The sequence below is a fragment of the Pseudomonas sp. KNUC1026 genome, assembly GCF_021650705.1.
Taxonomy (GTDB): Bacteria; Pseudomonadota; Gammaproteobacteria; order Pseudomonadales; family Pseudomonadaceae; genus Aquipseudomonas.
Window position 1 is genome coordinate 2421315 of record NZ_CP087138.1, and the last position, 17065, is coordinate 2438379.

General features: G+C 64.6%; 15 protein-coding genes, 1 tRNA gene and 3 pseudogenes. 12 read left to right on the forward strand and 7 right to left on the reverse strand.

Translation table 11 applies throughout. The annotated features are described in order from the left end of the window. Nucleotides 1-53: 53 nt before the first annotated feature. From LN139_RS11160 to LN139_RS11180, 5 genes are all read left to right on the forward strand, one after another. Nucleotides 54-230: a general stress protein gene (locus LN139_RS11160; RefSeq protein ID WP_236359928.1), complete on the forward strand. Its 177-nt coding sequence runs from the start codon at nt 54-56 to the stop codon at nt 228-230. 145 nt (nt 231-375) lie between these two features. Further along, nucleotides 376-633, forward strand: coding sequence for a hypothetical protein (locus LN139_RS11165; RefSeq protein ID WP_236359929.1), 258 nt, complete (start codon nt 376-378; stop codon nt 631-633). Nucleotides 634-734: 101 nt separating this feature from the next. Beyond that, on the forward strand, nt 735-1949 hold the full coding sequence (locus tag LN139_RS11170) for an HD-GYP domain-containing protein (RefSeq protein ID WP_236359930.1): 1215 nt from the start codon (nt 735-737) through the stop codon (nt 1947-1949). 320 nt (nt 1950-2269) lie between these two features. Then, the gene (gene tkt / locus LN139_RS11175) at nt 2270-4327 is read left to right on the forward strand and encodes a transketolase (protein ID WP_236359931.1); all 2058 of its coding nucleotides are present in this window, start codon (nt 2270-2272) and stop codon (nt 4325-4327) included. Nucleotides 4328-4479: 152 nt separating this feature from the next. Beyond that, nucleotides 4480-4776, forward strand: a complete 297-nt coding sequence (locus LN139_RS11180) for a VOC family protein (protein ID WP_329611039.1) — start codon at nt 4480-4482, stop codon at nt 4774-4776. A gap of 98 nt (nt 4777-4874) precedes the next feature. Here LN139_RS11180 and LN139_RS11185 read toward each other — a convergent pair. From LN139_RS11185 to LN139_RS11195, 3 genes and pseudogenes are all read right to left on the reverse strand, one after another. Continuing rightward, nucleotides 4875-5454 (reverse strand): annotated as a pseudogene (locus LN139_RS11185) (class I SAM-dependent methyltransferase). Continuing rightward, on the reverse strand, nt 5451-6200 hold the full coding sequence (locus LN139_RS11190; RefSeq protein WP_236359932.1) for a PIG-L deacetylase family protein: 750 nt from the start codon (nt 6198-6200) through the stop codon (nt 5451-5453). Before LN139_RS11190 ends, LN139_RS11185 begins: the two are co-directional and overlap by 4 nt. A gap of 17 nt (nt 6201-6217) precedes the next feature. Next, nucleotides 6218-7245 (reverse strand): annotated as a pseudogene (locus LN139_RS11195) (acyl-CoA dehydrogenase). 172 nt (nt 7246-7417) lie between these two features. On the opposite strand from LN139_RS11195, the gene LN139_RS11200 reads away from it, so the two are divergent. Next, complete coding sequence (locus LN139_RS11200; RefSeq protein ID WP_236359933.1) at nt 7418-8698, forward strand: sensor histidine kinase; 1281 nt, start codon at nt 7418-7420, stop codon at nt 8696-8698. Between the two features lie 213 nt (nt 8699-8911). On the opposite strand, the gene LN139_RS11205 is transcribed toward LN139_RS11200, so the two are convergent. Then, nucleotides 8912-9820, reverse strand: coding sequence for a LysR family transcriptional regulator (locus tag LN139_RS11205; RefSeq protein ID WP_236359934.1), 909 nt, complete (start codon nt 9818-9820; stop codon nt 8912-8914). 115 nt (nt 9821-9935) lie between these two features. Here LN139_RS11205 and LN139_RS11210 point away from each other — a divergent pair, with 115 nt between their 5' ends. Further along, nucleotides 9936-10931, forward strand: a complete 996-nt coding sequence (locus LN139_RS11210; RefSeq protein WP_236359935.1) for an aldo/keto reductase — start codon at nt 9936-9938, stop codon at nt 10929-10931. A gap of 71 nt (nt 10932-11002) precedes the next feature. Further along, nucleotides 11003-11302 carry a hypothetical protein gene (locus LN139_RS11215; RefSeq protein WP_236359936.1) on the forward strand — a complete coding sequence of 100 codons (300 nt, stop codon included), beginning with the start codon at nt 11003-11005 and terminating at the stop codon, nt 11300-11302. Nucleotides 11303-11355: 53 nt separating this feature from the next. Here LN139_RS11215 and LN139_RS11220 read toward each other — a convergent pair. Continuing rightward, nucleotides 11356-11432: transfer RNA gene (locus LN139_RS11220), tRNA-Val, on the reverse strand. 184 nt (nt 11433-11616) lie between these two features. On the opposite strand from LN139_RS11220, the pseudogene LN139_RS11225 reads away from it, so the two are divergent. After that, nucleotides 11617-12901 (forward strand): annotated as a pseudogene (locus LN139_RS11225) (NAD(P)/FAD-dependent oxidoreductase). Here the strand turns inward: LN139_RS11225 and LN139_RS11230 are convergent. Further along, complete coding sequence (locus LN139_RS11230) at nt 12898-13590, reverse strand: peptidase C39 family protein (protein ID WP_236359937.1); 693 nt, start codon at nt 13588-13590, stop codon at nt 12898-12900. The pseudogene LN139_RS11225 and the gene LN139_RS11230 overlap by 4 nt on opposite strands. 344 nt (nt 13591-13934) lie before the next feature. Further along, nucleotides 13935-14684 (reverse strand): TerC family protein, encoded by a 750-nt coding sequence (locus LN139_RS11235; protein WP_236359938.1) that lies wholly within the window; start codon nt 14682-14684, stop codon nt 13935-13937. Between the two features lie 110 nt (nt 14685-14794). On the opposite strand from LN139_RS11235, the gene nhaR reads away from it, so the two are divergent. From nhaR to rloA, 3 genes are all read left to right on the forward strand, one after another. Beyond that, nucleotides 14795-15700, forward strand: a complete 906-nt coding sequence (gene nhaR / locus LN139_RS11240) for a transcriptional activator NhaR (RefSeq protein WP_236359939.1) — start codon at nt 14795-14797, stop codon at nt 15698-15700. Nucleotides 15701-15766: 66 nt separating this feature from the next. Next, the gene (locus LN139_RS11245; RefSeq protein ID WP_236359940.1) at nt 15767-16387 is read left to right on the forward strand and encodes a YceH family protein; all 621 of its coding nucleotides are present in this window, start codon (nt 15767-15769) and stop codon (nt 16385-16387) included. 144 nt (nt 16388-16531) lie between these two features. Then, the gene (gene rloA, locus LN139_RS11250) at nt 16532-17065 is read left to right on the forward strand and encodes a retropepsin-like aspartic peptidase RloA (RefSeq protein ID WP_236359941.1); all 534 of its coding nucleotides are present in this window, start codon (nt 16532-16534) and stop codon (nt 17063-17065) included.

Below are 17065 nucleotides of genomic sequence, written 5' to 3' on the forward strand. Positions count from 1 at the left end.
CTCACACTCAGTATCCGCCCGAGCGGATCCACCAGTGACAGGAGGAAGTGAACATGTCCACGACATCCAGCAAAAACCCTGGCAACTTCGCAAACGACCGTGCTCGCGCATCCGCCGCGGGCAAGAAAGGCGGCCACAACTCCGGCGGCAACTTTGCCCGTGACACCGCGCGCGCCTCCGAAGCCGGGCGCAAAGGTGGCATGAACAGCCGCAATCGCGACAAGTCCTGAAGCCTCGGGCCAGGCGCGCAGCTCCGACCGCTGCACCTGGCCTGCCCTCCCCACATTCGCGCTAAACAACCCCGCCCCCTTGCCGATATCTCCAGTTAGCGAGCACGCCCATGCGCGGTGCCCGTATCGAATGCTGGAGAGCGCCGTGGAAGATATCTTTTTGTTGGTCGAGCACAGCCGTGACCGCGGCGAAGTGCATGTACTGGGCTGGTTCTCAACCGAAACCGAGGCCCGTGAAGCGGCGCAGGCGCTGGAATGGCAAGCCTATCGCACTGCCCTGAAGATAAAGGGCGTAAGCCATGGCGCCGTGCCGCCGGGCGAAGCCACCTATCGCCGCTACTGGGTCAAGGGCATCTCGCGCTATCACGCCAACACGCTGACCGCCTCTGGCACGCTTCATTGAACGATCGTACCCGGAATATCCCTGGCAGTAATATCACTTTGATGGTATCGCTATAGCCTGTAGTTCGAACGCAGCCGACAGGGCGCTCGAGGAGAATCATCGTGCTGAGGCACATCCGTATCGATCAGCTCCAGGTGGGGATGTTCATTCACGAGCTGGATGGCAACTGGCTTGATCATCCGTTCTGGAAAACACGCTTTCTGCTGACGCGTTCCCAGGATCTGGACAAACTGCTCGCCGCAGGCATCCAGACGCTGCGCATCGACGTGAGCAAGGGCCTGGACGTCCCATCGGCAAGCGAACCGGCAGAGTGCGTGCCCATCGCCGAGCCCGCGCCTGCCGACCCCGTACCCCGGCCCGAACGCCTGGAGTTGCGCGCCGAACTGCCCCAGGCCTTGCGCCTGCTGGCAGGTTCCAAAGCTGCGGTGACAGCGATGTTCAACGATGCCCGCCTGGGCAAGGCAGTCGACGCCGCGCGGGTCAATGAAGTGGTCTCGCAGATTTCCGCCTCGGTGTTGCGCAACCCCAGCGCAATGATCAGCCTGGCCCGCCTGAAGCGGGCCGATGACTACACCTACATGCACTCGGTCGCCGTCTGCGCGCTGATGATCGCATTGGGCCGCTCGCTGAAGCTGCCCGAGGACCAGGTCACCCAGGCCGGCACCGCCGGGCTGCTGCACGATATCGGCAAACTTGCGATCCCCGACGAAATCCTCAACAAGCCTGGGCGCCTCACCGACGAAGAGTTCCGCACCATCAAGCAGCACCCGCAGGAGGGCTGCCGCATCCTTCAGCAAACCTGCGATGTAGGCAGCGTGGCCCTGGATGTGTGCATGCACCACCACGAAAAAGTGGATGGCAGCGGTTACCCCTATGGCCTTGCCGGCGAGCAGATCAGCCTGTTCGCGCGCATGGGCGCGGTGTGCGATGTGTATGACGCCATTACCTCACAGCGCTCCTATAAATCCAGCTGGGACCCGGCCGTGTCGATCAGCCGTATGGCCGAATGGCGCGGGCATTTCGACAACGATGTGCTGCATGCCTTCGTGCGCTGCGTGGGCATCTACCCGGTCGGTGCGCTCGTGCGCCTGCAAAGCGGGCGCCTGGGTGTGGTGGTGGAGCAGCACGAGCAGTCTCTGCTGACACCCAAGGTGAATGTGTTCTTTTCCACGCGCTCCAACCTGCCACTGCCTCGGCAGGTCATCGACCTCAGCCAGCCCGGCTGCAACGACCGTATCGTTGGCCGCGAGAACTCGGAAAACTGGGGCTTCCGCCAACTGGACGACCTGTGGGCAGGCCCCTATCTGCCGGCTTGAGGCTGCCCGCGCTATCAAGAGCGGCCAATTTAAATCGCAATCCGACACAACCTTCATTCGGCTTTCACGCCTTCTTCACACCCACTGAGCGATCCTGAGCTCCCCATGTGTGATTCAAAGCGTTTATTGCCCGCTTCGGCGGGCTTTCTTTTGCCCGCAATTTGAGTTCCCCCTCTCCCGGCGTTCTTCTCAAAGCTCCCTTGGCCAAACCGCTGAGTCGATCCAGGCAACTTCGGCATCCACGGCAAGGTCCCCTGAGCATTCCCCAAGGCTGTGGCGCCCTGCCACAGGCCGTACGATTGTTCACAGGAGCAGCTTCGATGCCTGATACCTCCCACTCCGACCTGGATCGCCTGTGCACCGACACCATCCGTACCTTGAGCATGGACGCGGTGCAAAAGGCCAACTCCGGCCACCCGGGCACGCCCATGGCGCTGGCGCCGGTGGGCTATACCCTCTGGAAAGGCTTCTTGCGCTATCACCCCGACCAACCCGACTGGCCGAACCGCGACCGTTTCGTGCTGTCCGCCGGGCACGCCTCGATGCTGCTGTATTCGCTGTTGCACCTGGCTGGCGTGGTGGAAGTGGATACCGAAGGCAAACGCACCGGCTCGCCGGCAGTGAGCCTCGATGATATCCGCCAGTTCCGCCAGATGAGCTCGAAAACCCCCGGCCACCCCGAATACCGCATGACCACCGGCGTTGAGACCACCACGGGCCCGCTTGGCCAGGGTTGCGCCAACAGCGTGGGCATGGCCATGGCCTCGCATTGGCTGGGTGAGCACTTCAACCAGCCGCAGGCGACGTTGTTCGATTACGACACCTATGTGATCTGCGGCGATGGCGACATGATGGAAGGTATCAGCGGTGAGGCAGCCTCGCTTGCCGGGCACCTGAAGCTTGCGAACCTGTGCTGGATCTACGACAACAACACCATCAGCATCGAAGGCCACACCGAGCTTGCCTTCAGCGAGAACGTCATCACCCGTTTCGCCGGCTACGGCTGGAACACCCTGCACGTCAAGGACGCCAACGACACCGAGGCGCTGGCGCAGGCCTTGCACACCTTCAAGGCGCACACCGATGCCCCGACGCTGATCGTGGTCGACAGCGTCATCGGCTATGGCTCTCCCAACAAGCACAACACCGCTGCGGCGCATGGCGAGGCTCTGGGTGAAGAAGAAGTGCGCCTGACCAAGCAGGCCTACGGCTGGAAGCACGACGAGCCCTTCTATGTACCGGATGCTGCGCGCATCCACCTGCGCGATGCGCTGCGCGAGCGCAACCAGGAAGCCTACGACGACTGGAAACAAGCGCGCGACCACTTGCAACAGGCGCAGCCCGCGCTGGCCGAGCAACTGCAGCGGTTGCTGGCAGGCCAGCTGCCCAAAGGCTGGGACAGTGCGCCGCTCGCCTTCGACACAGACGAAAAAGGCATCGCCAGCCGACAGGCCGGCGGCCAGGTGCTCAATGCCTTTGCTGAACGTATCGACTGGTTGCTCGGCGGCTCGGCTGACCTCTCGCCCTCGACCAAGACCAACCTCACTTTCGACGGTGCCGGTAGCTTCCAGGCTGGCCATTACGATGGCCGCAACCTGCATTTCGGCGTGCGCGAGCACTCGATGGGCGCCATCGCCAACGGCCTTGCACTGAGTTACCTGCGCCCCTACACCTCGACCTTCCTGGTGTTCAGCGACTACATGAAGCCGCCGATCCGCCTGGCAGCGATCATGGAGCTGCCGGTGGTGTTCGTCTTCACCCACGACTCCATCGGGGTGGGCGAGGACGGCCCCACGCACCAGCCCATCGAGCAAATGGCGCAACTGCGGGCCACTCCTGGCTTGCTGACCCTGCGCCCAGGCGACGCCAACGAGGTAACACAGGTCTGGAAGCTGGCCCTGGCGCAAACCCATCGCCCCAGCGCCATCGTGCTGTCGCGCCAGCCCCTTCCGACTCTGGACCGCAACCTCTATGCCAGCGCCGATGGCGTTAGCGAAGGCGCCTACGTGCTGGCCGAGGCCGAAGGCGGCGACGCTCAGGTGATTCTGTTGGCGACCGGCAGCGAGCTGTCGTTGGCCGTGCAGGCGCGTACTCAACTGCAGGCCGATGGGGTCCGCACGCGGGTGGTGTCGATGCCCAGCTGGGAGCTGTTCGAGGAACAGCCCCAGGCGTACAAGGATCAGGTGCTGCCACCGGCAATCACCGCGCGCGTGGCGGTCGAACAGGCAGGCCCGATCGGCTGGGACCGTTATGTGGGCCACCAGGGTGAAAAGGTGGTGATGAACAGCTTCGGCGCCTCGGCGCCAATCGCCAAGCTCCAGGCCCAGTTCGGCTTCACCGTGGAGAACCTGGTCAAGGTGGCCAAGCAAGTGTTGTGACCAAGCGGCGGCAGTGCCGGGGATCGCACAACTGCAATGCGCCCTCGCTACACTGCCGTCGCTACCGCAGCCATCGTGCAAGGAGCCATACATGTACAGCCATATCATTCTGGGCGCGCGACCTGCACGCACTCATCGATTTCTACACTCCAGTGCTGCATGCCCTGGGCCTGGTGCGGCTTGACGATGAGAACGACAGCGGCCCGCAGGGCGCGGGCTGGCACCTGCCGGGCCAGCCCTGGCCACAGTTCTACCTGCAAAAACCGTGGAACGGCCAACCTGCCGGTGCTGGCAACGGCACTCAGGTGAGCTTTCGTGCGCGCAGCCGTGCGCAGGTGGACGCGGCCTGGGCGGCCGCGACACTCGGCGGCGGCCAGGACGAAGGCCCGCCAGGGCTGCGCCCGCACTATGGCCCTGATTATTCACGGGGCCTATTGCCGGGACCCTGAAGGGCACAAGTTGTGTTTCGTTTATGTAGAGGCGTTCGCCTAGGGGCGGTGCGGGCTGTATCAGGGCGAAGCGTGCCCAGGTGCAGGCCGTTGGCCGGTCAATCCAGGCCCTGCGCCGCGCCCCACACTTCCAGCCAGAAATCCTGCTCGCGGTGGCTGGCCAGCTTCTCCAGGCCCAGCCCCTGCTCCAGCGCCCAATGCACCTGCTCACCCTGCTGCGGTGCCCCCTCGATCAGGGTGCAGCCAGTGACAGGCCAGCACATGCCCGCCCTCAGCCAGGCTGGCCGCAGCGCGCTCGACGACCTGAACCCAGGCCTGAGGGTCCAGGTAGTAACCCATCTCGCTCAATACGATCAGGTCGAAATGGCCAGCTGGCCATGCCTGCGGCAGGCCGCCCTGGCAGACTTCGACGTGCTCGAAAGGCGCCAGCCGCGCCGTCGCAAGTTCAACTGCGCGCGGCGTGAGGTCCATGGCCAGCAAGCTGTCGCAACGCTGCGCCAAGGCCTGGCTGAGCACCCCGTTGGCGCACCCGGGCTCGAAGGCTCGGGCGTAGTACTGGCGTGGCAGGCAGGCCAGGGTCAGGTCACGCTTGCGCTGTTCGTACCAGCGGCGGTCGAAGGCCCAAGGGTCATCGCTGTGTTCGAACAGTTCGCGGAAATAGTCGGCAGGCGTGCTCATAGGAATACCAGCTCAAAGGGTTGGAGCAGGCGCTCCAGCGTTGTTGAGTTCAACACCGGAGGGGCGCCGGTGCTGGTGTCGCCTGCCAGTTGCGTGGCGTGTTCGCCAATCGCCCAGTGTTTGCGTTCAAGGGCCTGGGTACCAAGCCACAACTTGCGGGCACGGCTCCAGGGCAGGCGCGGGTCTTCGGGATGCGCCCAGTGCCAGGCCCAGACCGGCGCTTCGACCAACACCGCGCCACGCACTTGCGCAACCTCGGCAGCCACCTCGCCGAGCGCCTCGTGGTCGCAATGCCCATCACCGCGCCAAGTGGCCAGCAGCCGGTCACCCTCGCGCACTTCATGCAGCAAGTGCTCGCGCAACGCCTGAGCGTGGTCGCGCACTTTACCGTCGGGCAATGCCAGGTGCCGCCAGGCCAACCGGCGAGTATCGAAGCCCAGCCGCGTCAACGCGCGGGTGCTCTCGCGCCGGCGCTCGTCGCGCAAACGTGCCGGCGGCCATTGTGCCGAGCCTGGGTGGCTGCCATCGCCATCAGTGACTGATATTAATGTGATATCTGCCACGCGCGATGCGAGGCTCGCCAGCAGCCCGCCACAGGCAAGCACCTCATCGTCCGGGTGCGGCGCTGCCACCACCAGGCGCGCACCTGCCGGCAACAATTGCTCGACGCTGATGCCGGGGACCTGGCTCAGCGCATGGCTGCCCTGCCAGGCTTTCAATGACGTGCCCGGGACCCCGAAGGGCATATCCGTAGCCGCTGCGGTCACAGCGCCCACCGCAGGGATGGCAGGTCGGTGATGCTCGCGCCCAGTGCGGCGAGGTCGCGTTCAGCGTGGCTCTGGCGCATGAACACGGGCAGGTCGGCGAACAGCCGTGCGAACCGCGCATCACGGCAAAAAGGGCTGGCGCCCACCGCGCGGCCTACATGCTCGAGCACGGCCTCAGCAGCCTCTTCAACCACCGCACGGGCACGCCGAGTGACACGCTCGGCATCCGCCGCCGGGTGCGCGTCGATCCAGGCGGCCGTTTCACGCAGCACCGCTGCCGCTGCGCTCGAATGAGCGTCCACGGCGCCCAGATGCGCCAGCCGATGCGGCTCCTCGCTGCGCTGAGCGTACTCGCGCAAGTAATCGCCTGCGCACACCGCAGCGCCATACCAGCAGGCGGCGATACCGGCCCCTCCCTGCCAGAAGCCCGGGCGCGAGAGGTACTCCCCGGGCCTCCAACGGCTTGCGCATGCGCGCCTTCCATGTCCACTTCGATACTGGCGCTGGCGGCCATACCCATCGCTTGCCACCCTTGTTCGGTGGGGCGAATTGCAGGGTCGGCCATGCTGATGGCCACCAGCTGCGGCCGGCCTTGTTCATCCCAGGCGGTGGCAAGCGCATGGTCCACCTGCAACGCACCCGAGCACCACGCCTTGCGCCCTGCCAGCCTCAGGCGGCTGCCCTGGCGTTCGGCAATCTGCAAGCGTGCCCCGGGCGCCTCGGCCGCCCAGACAGCCCACAAGCCGCCGTTGTCCAGATGCGTTGCGCCGAGTTCGGCGAGGATGGCCCGGGCATCGGTGTGGCCTTCGAACAGCTTTACCAATGCAAGGTCGAAGCCGGCGACCTGCGCCAGCGCCTGCCAGCGCGCCAGGGTACGGCCACTGCCGGGTAGCGGCAGTTCGTCCAGTTGTGCCTGCTGGCACTGGCGCAGCACCTGCGCAAGCCGCTCTTCTACCCGCAGCGGGTTCGCCCGTTCGGCGAAGGTCTGCAACAGCAGGGCGTAAGGGTGATGAGGCGCGGCCATCCAAGGCACTCCAAGTGAGCCATTTCAGGTTTGAATGCTCAGGCCACCCAAGGGTTCCACCCGCTTACACGCCTGAATGCTTTTCACACTTTTTTCACATTCTCATCACCGGCGCCTCACGCCCAGAGCGCCACGCTTCGCGGCTTTTAAGCAGCCCCCAGCCCGCGTGCCAATGGACTTCAAATACACCCTCAGCAAACGCATCGTTATTGCCTTCGCCGCCATGAGCGCATTCGTTGCCGGCACCTTTGCGGTGGGGATCGTGGCCAGCGAGCGCGTGATGGAGGGCCGGCTCACGGAGCTGAGCCTGGCCGGCAACCTGCGAAGGTTGTTGATGCAGGAAAGCCAGGAAATGTGGATGCACCGCCCGGAGAAAGACGAGCTCTTCTACATCCAGGGCGGCCGTGACGACTTCGCCTTGCCAGCCAACCTGGAAGCGTTGTCGCGTGGCTTCCACGAAATCGGCGAAGGAGACGACGCCTATTACGCTGCGGTAGAGATCGTCCAGGGGCGCAAGTACGTGCTGCTGCGCAACCAGCAAAGCCTCATGCAGCGCCAACGCATCCTTTACTCCGTGGCCGTGGCCGGCTTCAGCCTTAGCGTCGCCTTGGCGGTGCTGCTGGGCTGGCTGATCGCACGGCGGGTGATCGCGCCAGTGACGCGCCTGGCCACCCAAGTGCGTGGCACCAGTGCCCTGCCAGTGGGCATGGTACCGGCCAACACCACCACCTGGGCGGAGGACGAAGTCGGCGAATTGGCCGCCTCCTACAACCAGACCCAAGGGCGCCTGGCCGACGCACTGCGCCGCGAGCAGCAATTCACCAGCGATGTGAGCCACGAGCTGCAGCTGCCTATCCATATTCTCGACGACGCCTGCCAGTCGCTGGCACAGGCCAACGAAGGCGAGCCGCGAATGCAACGCCAGGTATTGCGCATCGGCCGGGCAATCGAACAGATGGAGGGGCTGGTGAGCACCTTCCTGCTGCTGGCCCGTGATTACGACGACCCCTCGTTGCGCGCCGAAGTCACGACCCTCGCTGCGGCGGCAGACCAGTCGATCGACACCTGGGCGCAATCGATTCGCGAAAAGGGCCTGGCCTTCGAACACGTGCTGGAGGGCGACCTCAGCGAAACCTGGAATTCCACTTTGCTGCTCTCGGTGATGGGCAACCTGCTGCGCAACGCCTGGCACTACACCGAGGAAGGTTTCATCCGCCTGACGGTGCGCCCCGGGGAATTCAAGGTCGAAGACAGTGGCATCGGCATCCCTGAAGAAAAACGCCACGCAATGTTCCAGCCTTTCGTACGCGGCGATGAAAAGCGCGGTGAAGGTTTGGGGTTGGGGTTGTCCCTGGTGCAGCGGATCTGCCAGGACCAGAGCTGGACTGTAAAACTCACCGGGCGGGAACCCCAAGGCTGCTGCTTCACCGTGACACTGCGGCCACAGCGATAAAGCGCGAGCCAACGGGCGCTGGCATCTGCTGAAAGTCACTTGTTGCCGTCAATAGGGTGTGTCTACCTTGACATCACGGCCGCTTCGAAATGACCGCACCGCTTCGATGACCCAGGTTGGCGACAATGGCAAGGCCAGCGTGAAGCAGCAATGAGAGTTGTATCGGCAGGCGTTGCTGCTGCAGGCACTGAATGAGCCCTGTGGGTTCGAGCGCTAGAGCGCAATCAACAACCCTGTATCCGCCGCCTGCTCACGCAGGCACTGCGTGGCCCAATCGATGAACGCACGCAGCCGGGGCGACCCCTGCCGGTGAGGCGGGTACACCAGCGCCAGCGGCCAGTCCGGCGCCGGGTATCGCTCCAGCACTGGCACCAGGCTCCCATCGGCCAGCGCCGCACCTGCGTTGTAACGCGGCACCTGAATCAGCCCGAAGCCCGCCTGCGCGGCTTTTACGTAGGCATCGGCGCTGTCGACGCTGAGCAGGCCCGGCAGCCTGACCGGCTGCTCGACACCCTCGAACTCCAAGGGGAAATCACGCCCGTCGCTCGCGGCGAAACGCACCATCTGGTGGCCGCCATTCAAGTCAGCCGGCGAGCCGGGCACTCCATGGCGCGCAAGGTAGGCCGGGCTGGCACAGGTGACCTGGCGCACTTTTACAAGCGGCTTGGCCGCCAGCATCGGGTCCTTCACCTCTCCGGCGCGCAATGCGCAGTCGACACCGTCGCGCTGCAGGTGCACCTGGCGGTCGTTGAAGCCCAGCTCAAGGCGCAAGTGCGGGTAGCGCCGGTAGAAATCGGGCAGCTTCGGGATGATCCAGTAGCAGCCGAAGGCGCTGGGCATGTCTACTCGTAATGTACCCCGCGGGCCGCTGCCCAGGCGGTTTTCCAGGTCGTCGAGGTCGGCCAGCAGTTGCCGGCAGCGCTGATAATACTGCGCGCCGTCTTCGGTCACCCTCACCCGCCGGGTGGTGCGCTGCAACAGCTGAACCTTCAGGTGCGCCTCGAGTTGCTGAATAGCCAGGCTGACGCTGGCGCGAGGCAGTTGCAGGTCGTCGGCGGCCTTGCCGAAGCCGCCGCATTCGACAATGCGGCAGAACACCTGCATCGCATGCAGCCGGTCCATATCTAGCCCCTCATTATTCAGAAAAGGCGAACAGTTAAACCATAAAGGCCAGGTTTATCCAGCAGCGCATCAAGATCAGACTGAACTCACTTCCACTCTCTCTGAGGATCTTTGAATGCACACTCGCACACTCGGCCATAACGGCCCCCGCGTTTCCGCATTGGGCCTGGGCTGCATGGGCATGTCGGACTTCTACAGCCGTAGCGGTGACGACAACAGCGCCGTGGCCACCCTGGACCGCGCACTGGAGCTGGGCGTCACCTTGTTCGACACCGCCGACATGTACGGCCCCTACAGCAACGAGCAATTGCTCGGCCGCTGGCTCAAGGGCCGCCGCGAGCAGGTGTTCATCGCCAGCAAGTTCGGCATCGTACGCACCGAAGACCCGCACGCCCGCGGTGTGAACGGGCGCCCCGACTACGTGCGGCAGTCGCTCGAAGGCAGCTTGCAACGCCTGGGCGTGGAACGCATCGACCTGTATTACCAGCACCGCGTAGACCCCAACGTCCCGGTCGAGGAAACCTTCGGCGCGCTGGCCGAGCTGGTGCGTGAAGGCAAGCTGGGCCACCTGGGCATCTGCGAAGCGCGCGCCAGCACGATCGAGCGCGCTCACGCCACGCATCCGCTGGCAGCGGTGCAAAGCGAGTACTCGCTGTGGTCGCGCGAGCCTGAGCAGGATGGCGTGCTGGCCACGTGCAGACGCTTGGGTATCGCCTTCGTGCCCTACAGCCCATTGGGCCGAGGCTTTTTGAGCGGGCGCTTCCACAGCCCCGAGGACTTCGCGGCCGACGACTACCGCCGCCACAGCCCGCGCTTCCAGGGCGAGAACTTCACGCGCAACCTGGCGCTGGTGGAGCAAGTGGAGGCATTGGCCGCTGCGCGCGGTGTGAGTGCTGCACAACTGGCGCTGGCCTGGGTGCTGGGCCAGGGCGACGACATCGTCCCGATCCCCGGCACCACTCGTGTGGAAAACCTCGAAGCGAACCTCGGCGCGCTGGCGATCCAGTTGAGTGCTGCCGAGCGCGGCCAGCTGGATGCGATCTTCCCGGTAACCGGCGCCGCCGCAGGCGAACGCTACGGCGTCGAGGCCATGCGTACCCTCGACCGTTAGTCAGCGCCTGCGCACTGCGCAGTCAAGGCAAGGCCTAAACCTCAAGCAACCCAGCCCAAGAGGTGTAAGCCATGACCATGACGTTGATTGCCACTGCCCGTGGCGCGGCGCTGGCCACCTTGCTGCTGTTGCCGGCCAGCCCCGCGCTGGCCGACACCGCGCCGGTGAGCCCGGAGCCCCCAGCGCTGCCCAGCGAGCCGGCCTTGCCGGGTAGCGGCAGCGAGCCCGCGACAACCCCACCCAGGGCCCAGGAGCGGCCCGGCGACGCAGGTGGTGCGCTTGACCTCAAACCGCTGGAACAGGGCACGGAGCCCAGGCCGCCCGCACCCCCGCCGGCTGCGCCGGACGATACCCGCCCGGCCAAACCCTGAATGCTGCGCAAACGAAAAAGGCGACCCTTGCGGATCGCCTCTTTCGTCGTGTCTGGTAGGCACAATTGGACTCGAACCAACGACCCCCACCATGTCAAGGTGGTGCTCTAACCAACTGAGCTATGTGCCTGCTGTGGGTCGGCATTCTACGGATCGGCGCTGCAGTGTCAACGTTTTTTTCCCTAAGTAACTGAAATGGCGGTTTATTTGCACCGCTTCTGGCCTGGCGCGCCACGCTGGCGGGGGCTGGCAGTGTTTCAGAAACTCAGGTAGGATCCGCGCAATCGTCAATAATATTAAACAGAGGTCGCAGGATGGCGAACATCGCTTACCCACCTTCGTATTACGCCGCGTCCGCCAACCCCGCGCCGGCACGCCCTGCGCTGCGTGAGGATATCCAGGCCGATGTATGTGTGATCGGCGCAGGCTATACCGGCCTTTCCAGCGCGCTGTTCCTGCTCGAACAAGGCTTTTCGGTGGTGGTGCTGGAAGCTGCCCGGGTGGGCTTCGGCGCCTCGGGCCGCAACGGCGGCCAGATCGTCAACAGCTACAGCCGCGACATCGACGTGATAGAACGCAGCGTCGGCCAGCGTGAGGCCCGCCTGTTCGGCGAAATGGCCTTTGAAGGCGGCCGCATCATCCGCGAGCGCGTCGAGCGCTACAACATTGCCTGCGATCTCAAGGATGGTGGCGTGTTCGCCGCGCTGAGTGCCAAGCAGATGGGCCACCTGGAGGCGCAAAAACGCTTGTGGGAACGCTACGGCAACCAGCAGCTGGAACTGCTCGACCAGCGCCGTATCCGCGAAGTGGCCGGCACCGACCAGTACGTAGGCGGGCTGCTCGACATGAGCGGCGGCCACATCCACCCGCTGAACCTGGCGCTGGGCGAGGCTGCTGCGGTCGAATCCCTGGGCGGGCGCATATTCGAACAAAGCGGGGCCACGCGTATCGACCGTGGTGCCAACCCAGTGGTGCACACCGCCGAGGGCAAGGTGAGGGCCAAGTTCGTGATCGTGGCGGGCAATGCCTATCTGGGCAATCCTGATACCGGAGCTTGCCGCCAAGTCGATGCCTTGCGGCACCCAGGTGATCGCTACCGAACCGCTGAGCGATGAGCTCGCCGCCAGCCTGCTACCGCAAGACTACTGCGTCGAGGACTGCAATTACCTGCTCGACTACTACCGGCTTTCCGCCGACAAGCGGCTGATCTTCGGTGGCGGCGTGGTCTACGGCGCACGTGACCCGGCCAACATCGAATCGATCATCCGCCCCAAGCTGCTCAAGGTATTTCCGCAGCTCAAACAGGTGAAGATCGACTACGCCTGGACCGGCAACTTCCTGCTAACGCTGTCGCGCCTGCCGCAGGTCGGCCGCCTGGGCGATACGGTGTATTACTCCCAGGGCTGCAGCGGCCACGGCGTCACCTACACCCACCTTGCGGGCAAGATCATCGCCGAAGCCCTGCGCGGCCAGGCTGAGCGCTTCGACGCCTTCGCCAACCTCCCCCACTACCCGTTCCCGGGCGGCCGTGCGCTGGGCGCCCCGCTTACCGCACTGGGCGCCTGGTATTACAGCCTGCGCGACAAGCTCGGCGTTTAACGCTGTTTCAATGCCTCAAGGGCCTTGGCCGCGGCTTGTTCCTGCCCGGCCTGGCCCAGTTGCGCGGCGGCATCACGCCAGCGCTGTACATCTACTCTGGCCGGCAACTGGGAAGGTTTCTGCAGCAACACCGCCCAGTTTCCCTCGCGGCCCCAGGCCGAGTTGAAGTCGCTCATGTCCAGGCGTAGCCGCCGTTGCTGCCCTGCCCGCAACACCACTTCCTTGTGAAAACGGTCGAAGCCGACCAGCAGCGCATAGCGCGCCTCGCCCATAAGCATCGGGCCTGGCCGATAGGCCACCAGCACCGGGTAGCCGGCGGCCACCTGAAACATCAGCGCCTCGAGCCTGGGCTCGAGCGGATAGACCAGCAGCCCGTACTGGCGCGCAGCGTTGGCCATGGCGTCGTTCATCCGTGCCGGGCTGGCTGGGTGGCCCAGCGCAGGCTCGACCATGCCTGGGGTCACGGCGATGTTCTGCTGGCGCAGGGCAGCGGCGAGCGCTTCCTCGGCGCCCGGCGGTTGCACACTGCGAAAGAACGGCACCCCGCCCAGCTCGACCTTGTCTGGCAGGCCCGCAATGGGCGCCGGCGGTATCAGGCGTGGGGGCTTGCTGCTGCAGGCAGTCAGCGAAAGCGCCAGGCCCAGGGCCAGGCAGGTGCGGGGGAAGCGGCGAACGAGGTTCAACGGCATTACGGATCTCGTGTGCTGGGCGGGCATCAGTGCCCGTGTCGCCGACGATGATAGGCAGGCCAGGCGCCGAAATACAGGCCGCGTGAAACGCACCGCCCGTCAAGCGCGTGAAACAATTGGAGGGCTATGCTGTTCAGTATCACAAACGCCTGCGTTTGTTGAGGAGGTTAGAGATGAACCTTACAGTGGCGATTGCTTTGATGGTTGGCGGCTGGTTCCTGGTTGCGGCGGCCATGTTGTGGGGCGTGCTGCGCATCGCCCGACGCCACCACCGCCCTGCGGCACCGCGCGTTGCGGCGGCGCACAAGGCGAGAGCCCCGGCCAGGGCGGCCGGGGCACATTGATCAGCCTGCTTTCGCCTCACGCTTGAGGCGCGCCTTGCGGGACCAGATGTTGAGGCACTCGATCGCGGCCGAGAATGCCATGGCCGTGTAGATGTAGCCCTTGGGCACATGAGCACCGAAGCCTTCGGCGATCAGTGTCATGCCGATCATGATCAGAAAACCCAGCGCGAGCATTACGACCGTCGGGTTATCGTTGATGAACCTGGCCAGCGGCTCGGAGGCCAGCAGCATCACCAGCACGGCAACGATGACCGCAATGATCATGATCGGCAGGTGCTGTGTCATGCCAACCGCCGTGACGATACTGTCGATCGAGAACACCAGGTCAAGCAGCAGGATCTGGCCTATAGCCGCAGCGAAACCGATGGCCACTTTGTTGCTGACGCTCTGCTCTTCCTTTTCGGCCGGGTCGACGCTGTGGTGAATCTCGGTGGTGGCCTTCCACACCAGGAAGAGGCCACCGGCGATCAGGATCATGTCTTTCCAGGAGAACGCCTGCCCCATCACCTCGAACACCGGCTCAGTGAGCGTCACGATGAACGCGACCGTGCTCAACAAGCCAAGGCGCAGGATCAACGCCATGCTGATGCCGATACGGCGCGCCTTGGTGCGGAACTGCACCGGCAGCTTGTTGGTGAGGATCGAGATGAAGATCAGGTTATCGATGCCCAGCACTACTTCCATTGCGATGAGCGTGGCCAACGCAGCCCAGGCGGCGGGGCTGGCAGCGAGTTCCAACAGGTATTCCATGGTGTGACCCTGATATTGAGGTGATGGCAAGGGATTCTAGGCAAGCTTATACTTCTCGAAAATTCGTATTTTCATGCTGAACACTTCGTTAATCCCGAACAATCGACATCATGCTCAATTACCGCCAACTGCACTATTTCTGGAGCGTGGCCCGCACTGGCAGCATCGCCCGCGCGAGCGAACAGCTCAACCTCACTCCACAGACCATCAGCGGGCAATTGAGTTTGCTGGAGGCACACCTGGGCGTAGCACTTTTTCGCAAGGCCGGCCGGCAACTGGAGCTGACTGAAGCCGGACGGCGGGCCCTGCCCTACGCGGAGCGGATTTTCCAGACTGGGGCAGAGCTTGAAGCCCTGCTGCGCCATCAGCCGGCGGAGCAACCGGTGCTATTTCGGGTCGGAGTGGCCGATGTGGTGCCCAAGTCCATCGTCTACCGCCTCCTCGAGCCCACCATGGCGCTGGCCGAGCCGCTGCGCATCACCTGCCGCGAAGACAAGCTCGAACGCCTGCTGGCGGACCTGGCGATCCAGCGCCTGGACCTGGTGATTTCCGACAGCCCCATGCCGTCGCACCTCGACATCAAAGGCATCAGCCACAAGCTTGGAGAGTGCGGCATCGGCTTTTTCGCAGCGCCCGCATTGGCGGCAGCCCTGGAGGGGCCGTTTCCGGCCTGCCTGACAGGCCAGCCCGTGCTGATTCCCGGCGCTGACAGCGTGGTGCACAAGCGCTTGCTGCGCTGGTTCGACGAACAGCAGGTACAGCCACGCGTCGTCGGCGAATTCGACGACAGCGCCTTGATGCAGGCTTTCGGCCAATCGGGTGCGGGCGTGTTCGTTGCGCCCAGCGCCATCGCCGAGGAGGTGAGCCGGCAATATGGCGTGCAATGCATTGGCCAGACGGATGCGGTCAGCGAGTCGTTCCATGCCATTTCAGTGGAGCGGCGTACCCACCACCCGGCGATTGTCGCGCTGAGCGAAGGCGCCCGGCGCGACCTGTTCCATCACACCGCACCGTGAGCGCGCTTCCCAGTCGGCAGCGGGCCGCCTAAGCTATCGCCACCTCGACCTGCCGGTAGCCCGCCCATGACCGAAACCGCCCCCCGCCTGAGCACCACCGAACTGCGCGTGCTCGGCTCGCTGATCGAAAAACAGGCCACCAGCGCCGAAACCTACCCACTGACGCTCAACGCGCTGGTGCTGGCGTGCAATCAGAAGACCAGCCGCGAGCCTGTCACCCAACTGTCCCCGGGAGAAGTCGGCCACAGCCTGCGCCAGCTGGAACACCAAGGCATGGCGCACCTGGTGATGGGCAGCCGCGCGGACCGCTGGGAGCACCGGCTGGATAAAGCCCTGGAGCTGACACCCCCGCAGTTGACGCTGCTGGGCCTGTTGTTCCTGCGAGGCCCGCAAACGCCGAACGAACTGCTTACCCGCAGCCTGCGCCTGCACCCGTTCGATGACAGCGAGCAGGTGGTCCATCAACTGGAGCGCCTGATCGGGCGCGAATTGGCCGTCTTGATCGAGCGCCGCCCTGGCCAGCGCGAAGATCGCTACACCCATGCGCTGGGCGACCTGGCCGACGCTGAAGCGATCATGGCCGCACGCGGCAGCGAACGCCCCGCTGGCGCCGATGGCGACCGGCTGGAAGCACTGGAAGCCCGCGTGGCGGCGCTCGAAGCAAGGCTCGCGGCGCTCGAGGGCTGATACCCCAAGTGGGGCGCCTGGTTTGCTTGCTTTGATACATCCGGAAACCGCCCTCACGGGCGGTTCACTGGCGCCCCGAGACCTTCGTGCTAGAATCCCGCGCCATTGGGGCCACTGCCCACGCCACTGCCAAGTCAAGGATTCATGACACACGCCAAGCTTTGCGCCGTACTCGGCCTGCTCCTGCTGCCGCAACTGGCCAGCGCCGAGGGCAAGACGGTCTACGGCCTCAACGAATACGCCCGCCTCGACATCGACCTCGAAGTCGCCGCCAAACTCGACACCGGCGCCGTCACCGCCTCACTCAGTGCCCGTGACATCAAGCGCTTCAAGCGTGATGGCCAGCCCTGGGTTCGCTTCTACCTGGCGATCGATAACGCCCACGATCACCCCATCGAACGCCCGCTCGCACGGGTCAGCCGCATCAAGCGCCGCGCCGGCGACTACGACGCCGGTGCAGGCGATGCCTACACCGCGCGCCCGGTGGTCGAGCTGAATGTGTGCCTGGGCACCACCTTGCGCACCCTGGAAGTGAACCTCACCGACCGCAGCGCATTCCAATACCCTCTGTTGATCGGCTCCGAGGCGCTGAAACGCTTCAACGCCGTGGTCGACCCCAGCCTGAAATACAGCGCCGGCAAGCCTGCCTGCGCCAACCTGCCTGCCCGAGCCGAGTGA

Coding starts and splice junctions, on each gene's coding strand:
- nhaR (WP_236359939.1), top strand. CDS start 14,795: ATGCTCAATTACCGCCAACTGCACTATTTCTGGAGCGTGGCCCGCACT.
- tkt (WP_236359931.1), top strand. CDS start 2,270: ATGCCTGATACCTCCCACTCCGACCTGGATCGCCTGTGCACCGACACC.
- LN139_RS11210 (WP_236359935.1), top strand. CDS start 9,936: ATGCACACTCGCACACTCGGCCATAACGGCCCCCGCGTTTCCGCATTG.
- LN139_RS11160 (WP_236359928.1), top strand. CDS start 54: ATGTCCACGACATCCAGCAAAAACCCTGGCAACTTCGCAAACGACCGT.
- LN139_RS11235 (WP_236359938.1), bottom strand. CDS start 14,684: ATGGAATACCTGTTGGAACTCGCTGCCAGCCCCGCCGCCTGGGCTGCG.
- LN139_RS11230 (WP_236359937.1), bottom strand. CDS start 13,590: ATGCCGTTGAACCTCGTTCGCCGCTTCCCCCGCACCTGCCTGGCCCTG.
- LN139_RS11200 (WP_236359933.1), top strand. CDS start 7,418: ATGGACTTCAAATACACCCTCAGCAAACGCATCGTTATTGCCTTCGCC.
- LN139_RS11245 (WP_236359940.1), top strand. CDS start 15,767: ATGACCGAAACCGCCCCCCGCCTGAGCACCACCGAACTGCGCGTGCTC.
- LN139_RS11215 (WP_236359936.1), top strand. CDS start 11,003: ATGACCATGACGTTGATTGCCACTGCCCGTGGCGCGGCGCTGGCCACC.
- rloA (WP_236359941.1), top strand. CDS start 16,532: ATGACACACGCCAAGCTTTGCGCCGTACTCGGCCTGCTCCTGCTGCCG.
- LN139_RS11205 (WP_236359934.1), bottom strand. CDS start 9,820: ATGGACCGGCTGCATGCGATGCAGGTGTTCTGCCGCATTGTCGAATGC.
- LN139_RS11190 (WP_236359932.1), bottom strand. CDS start 6,200: ATGCCCTTCGGGGTCCCGGGCACGTCATTGAAAGCCTGGCAGGGCAGC.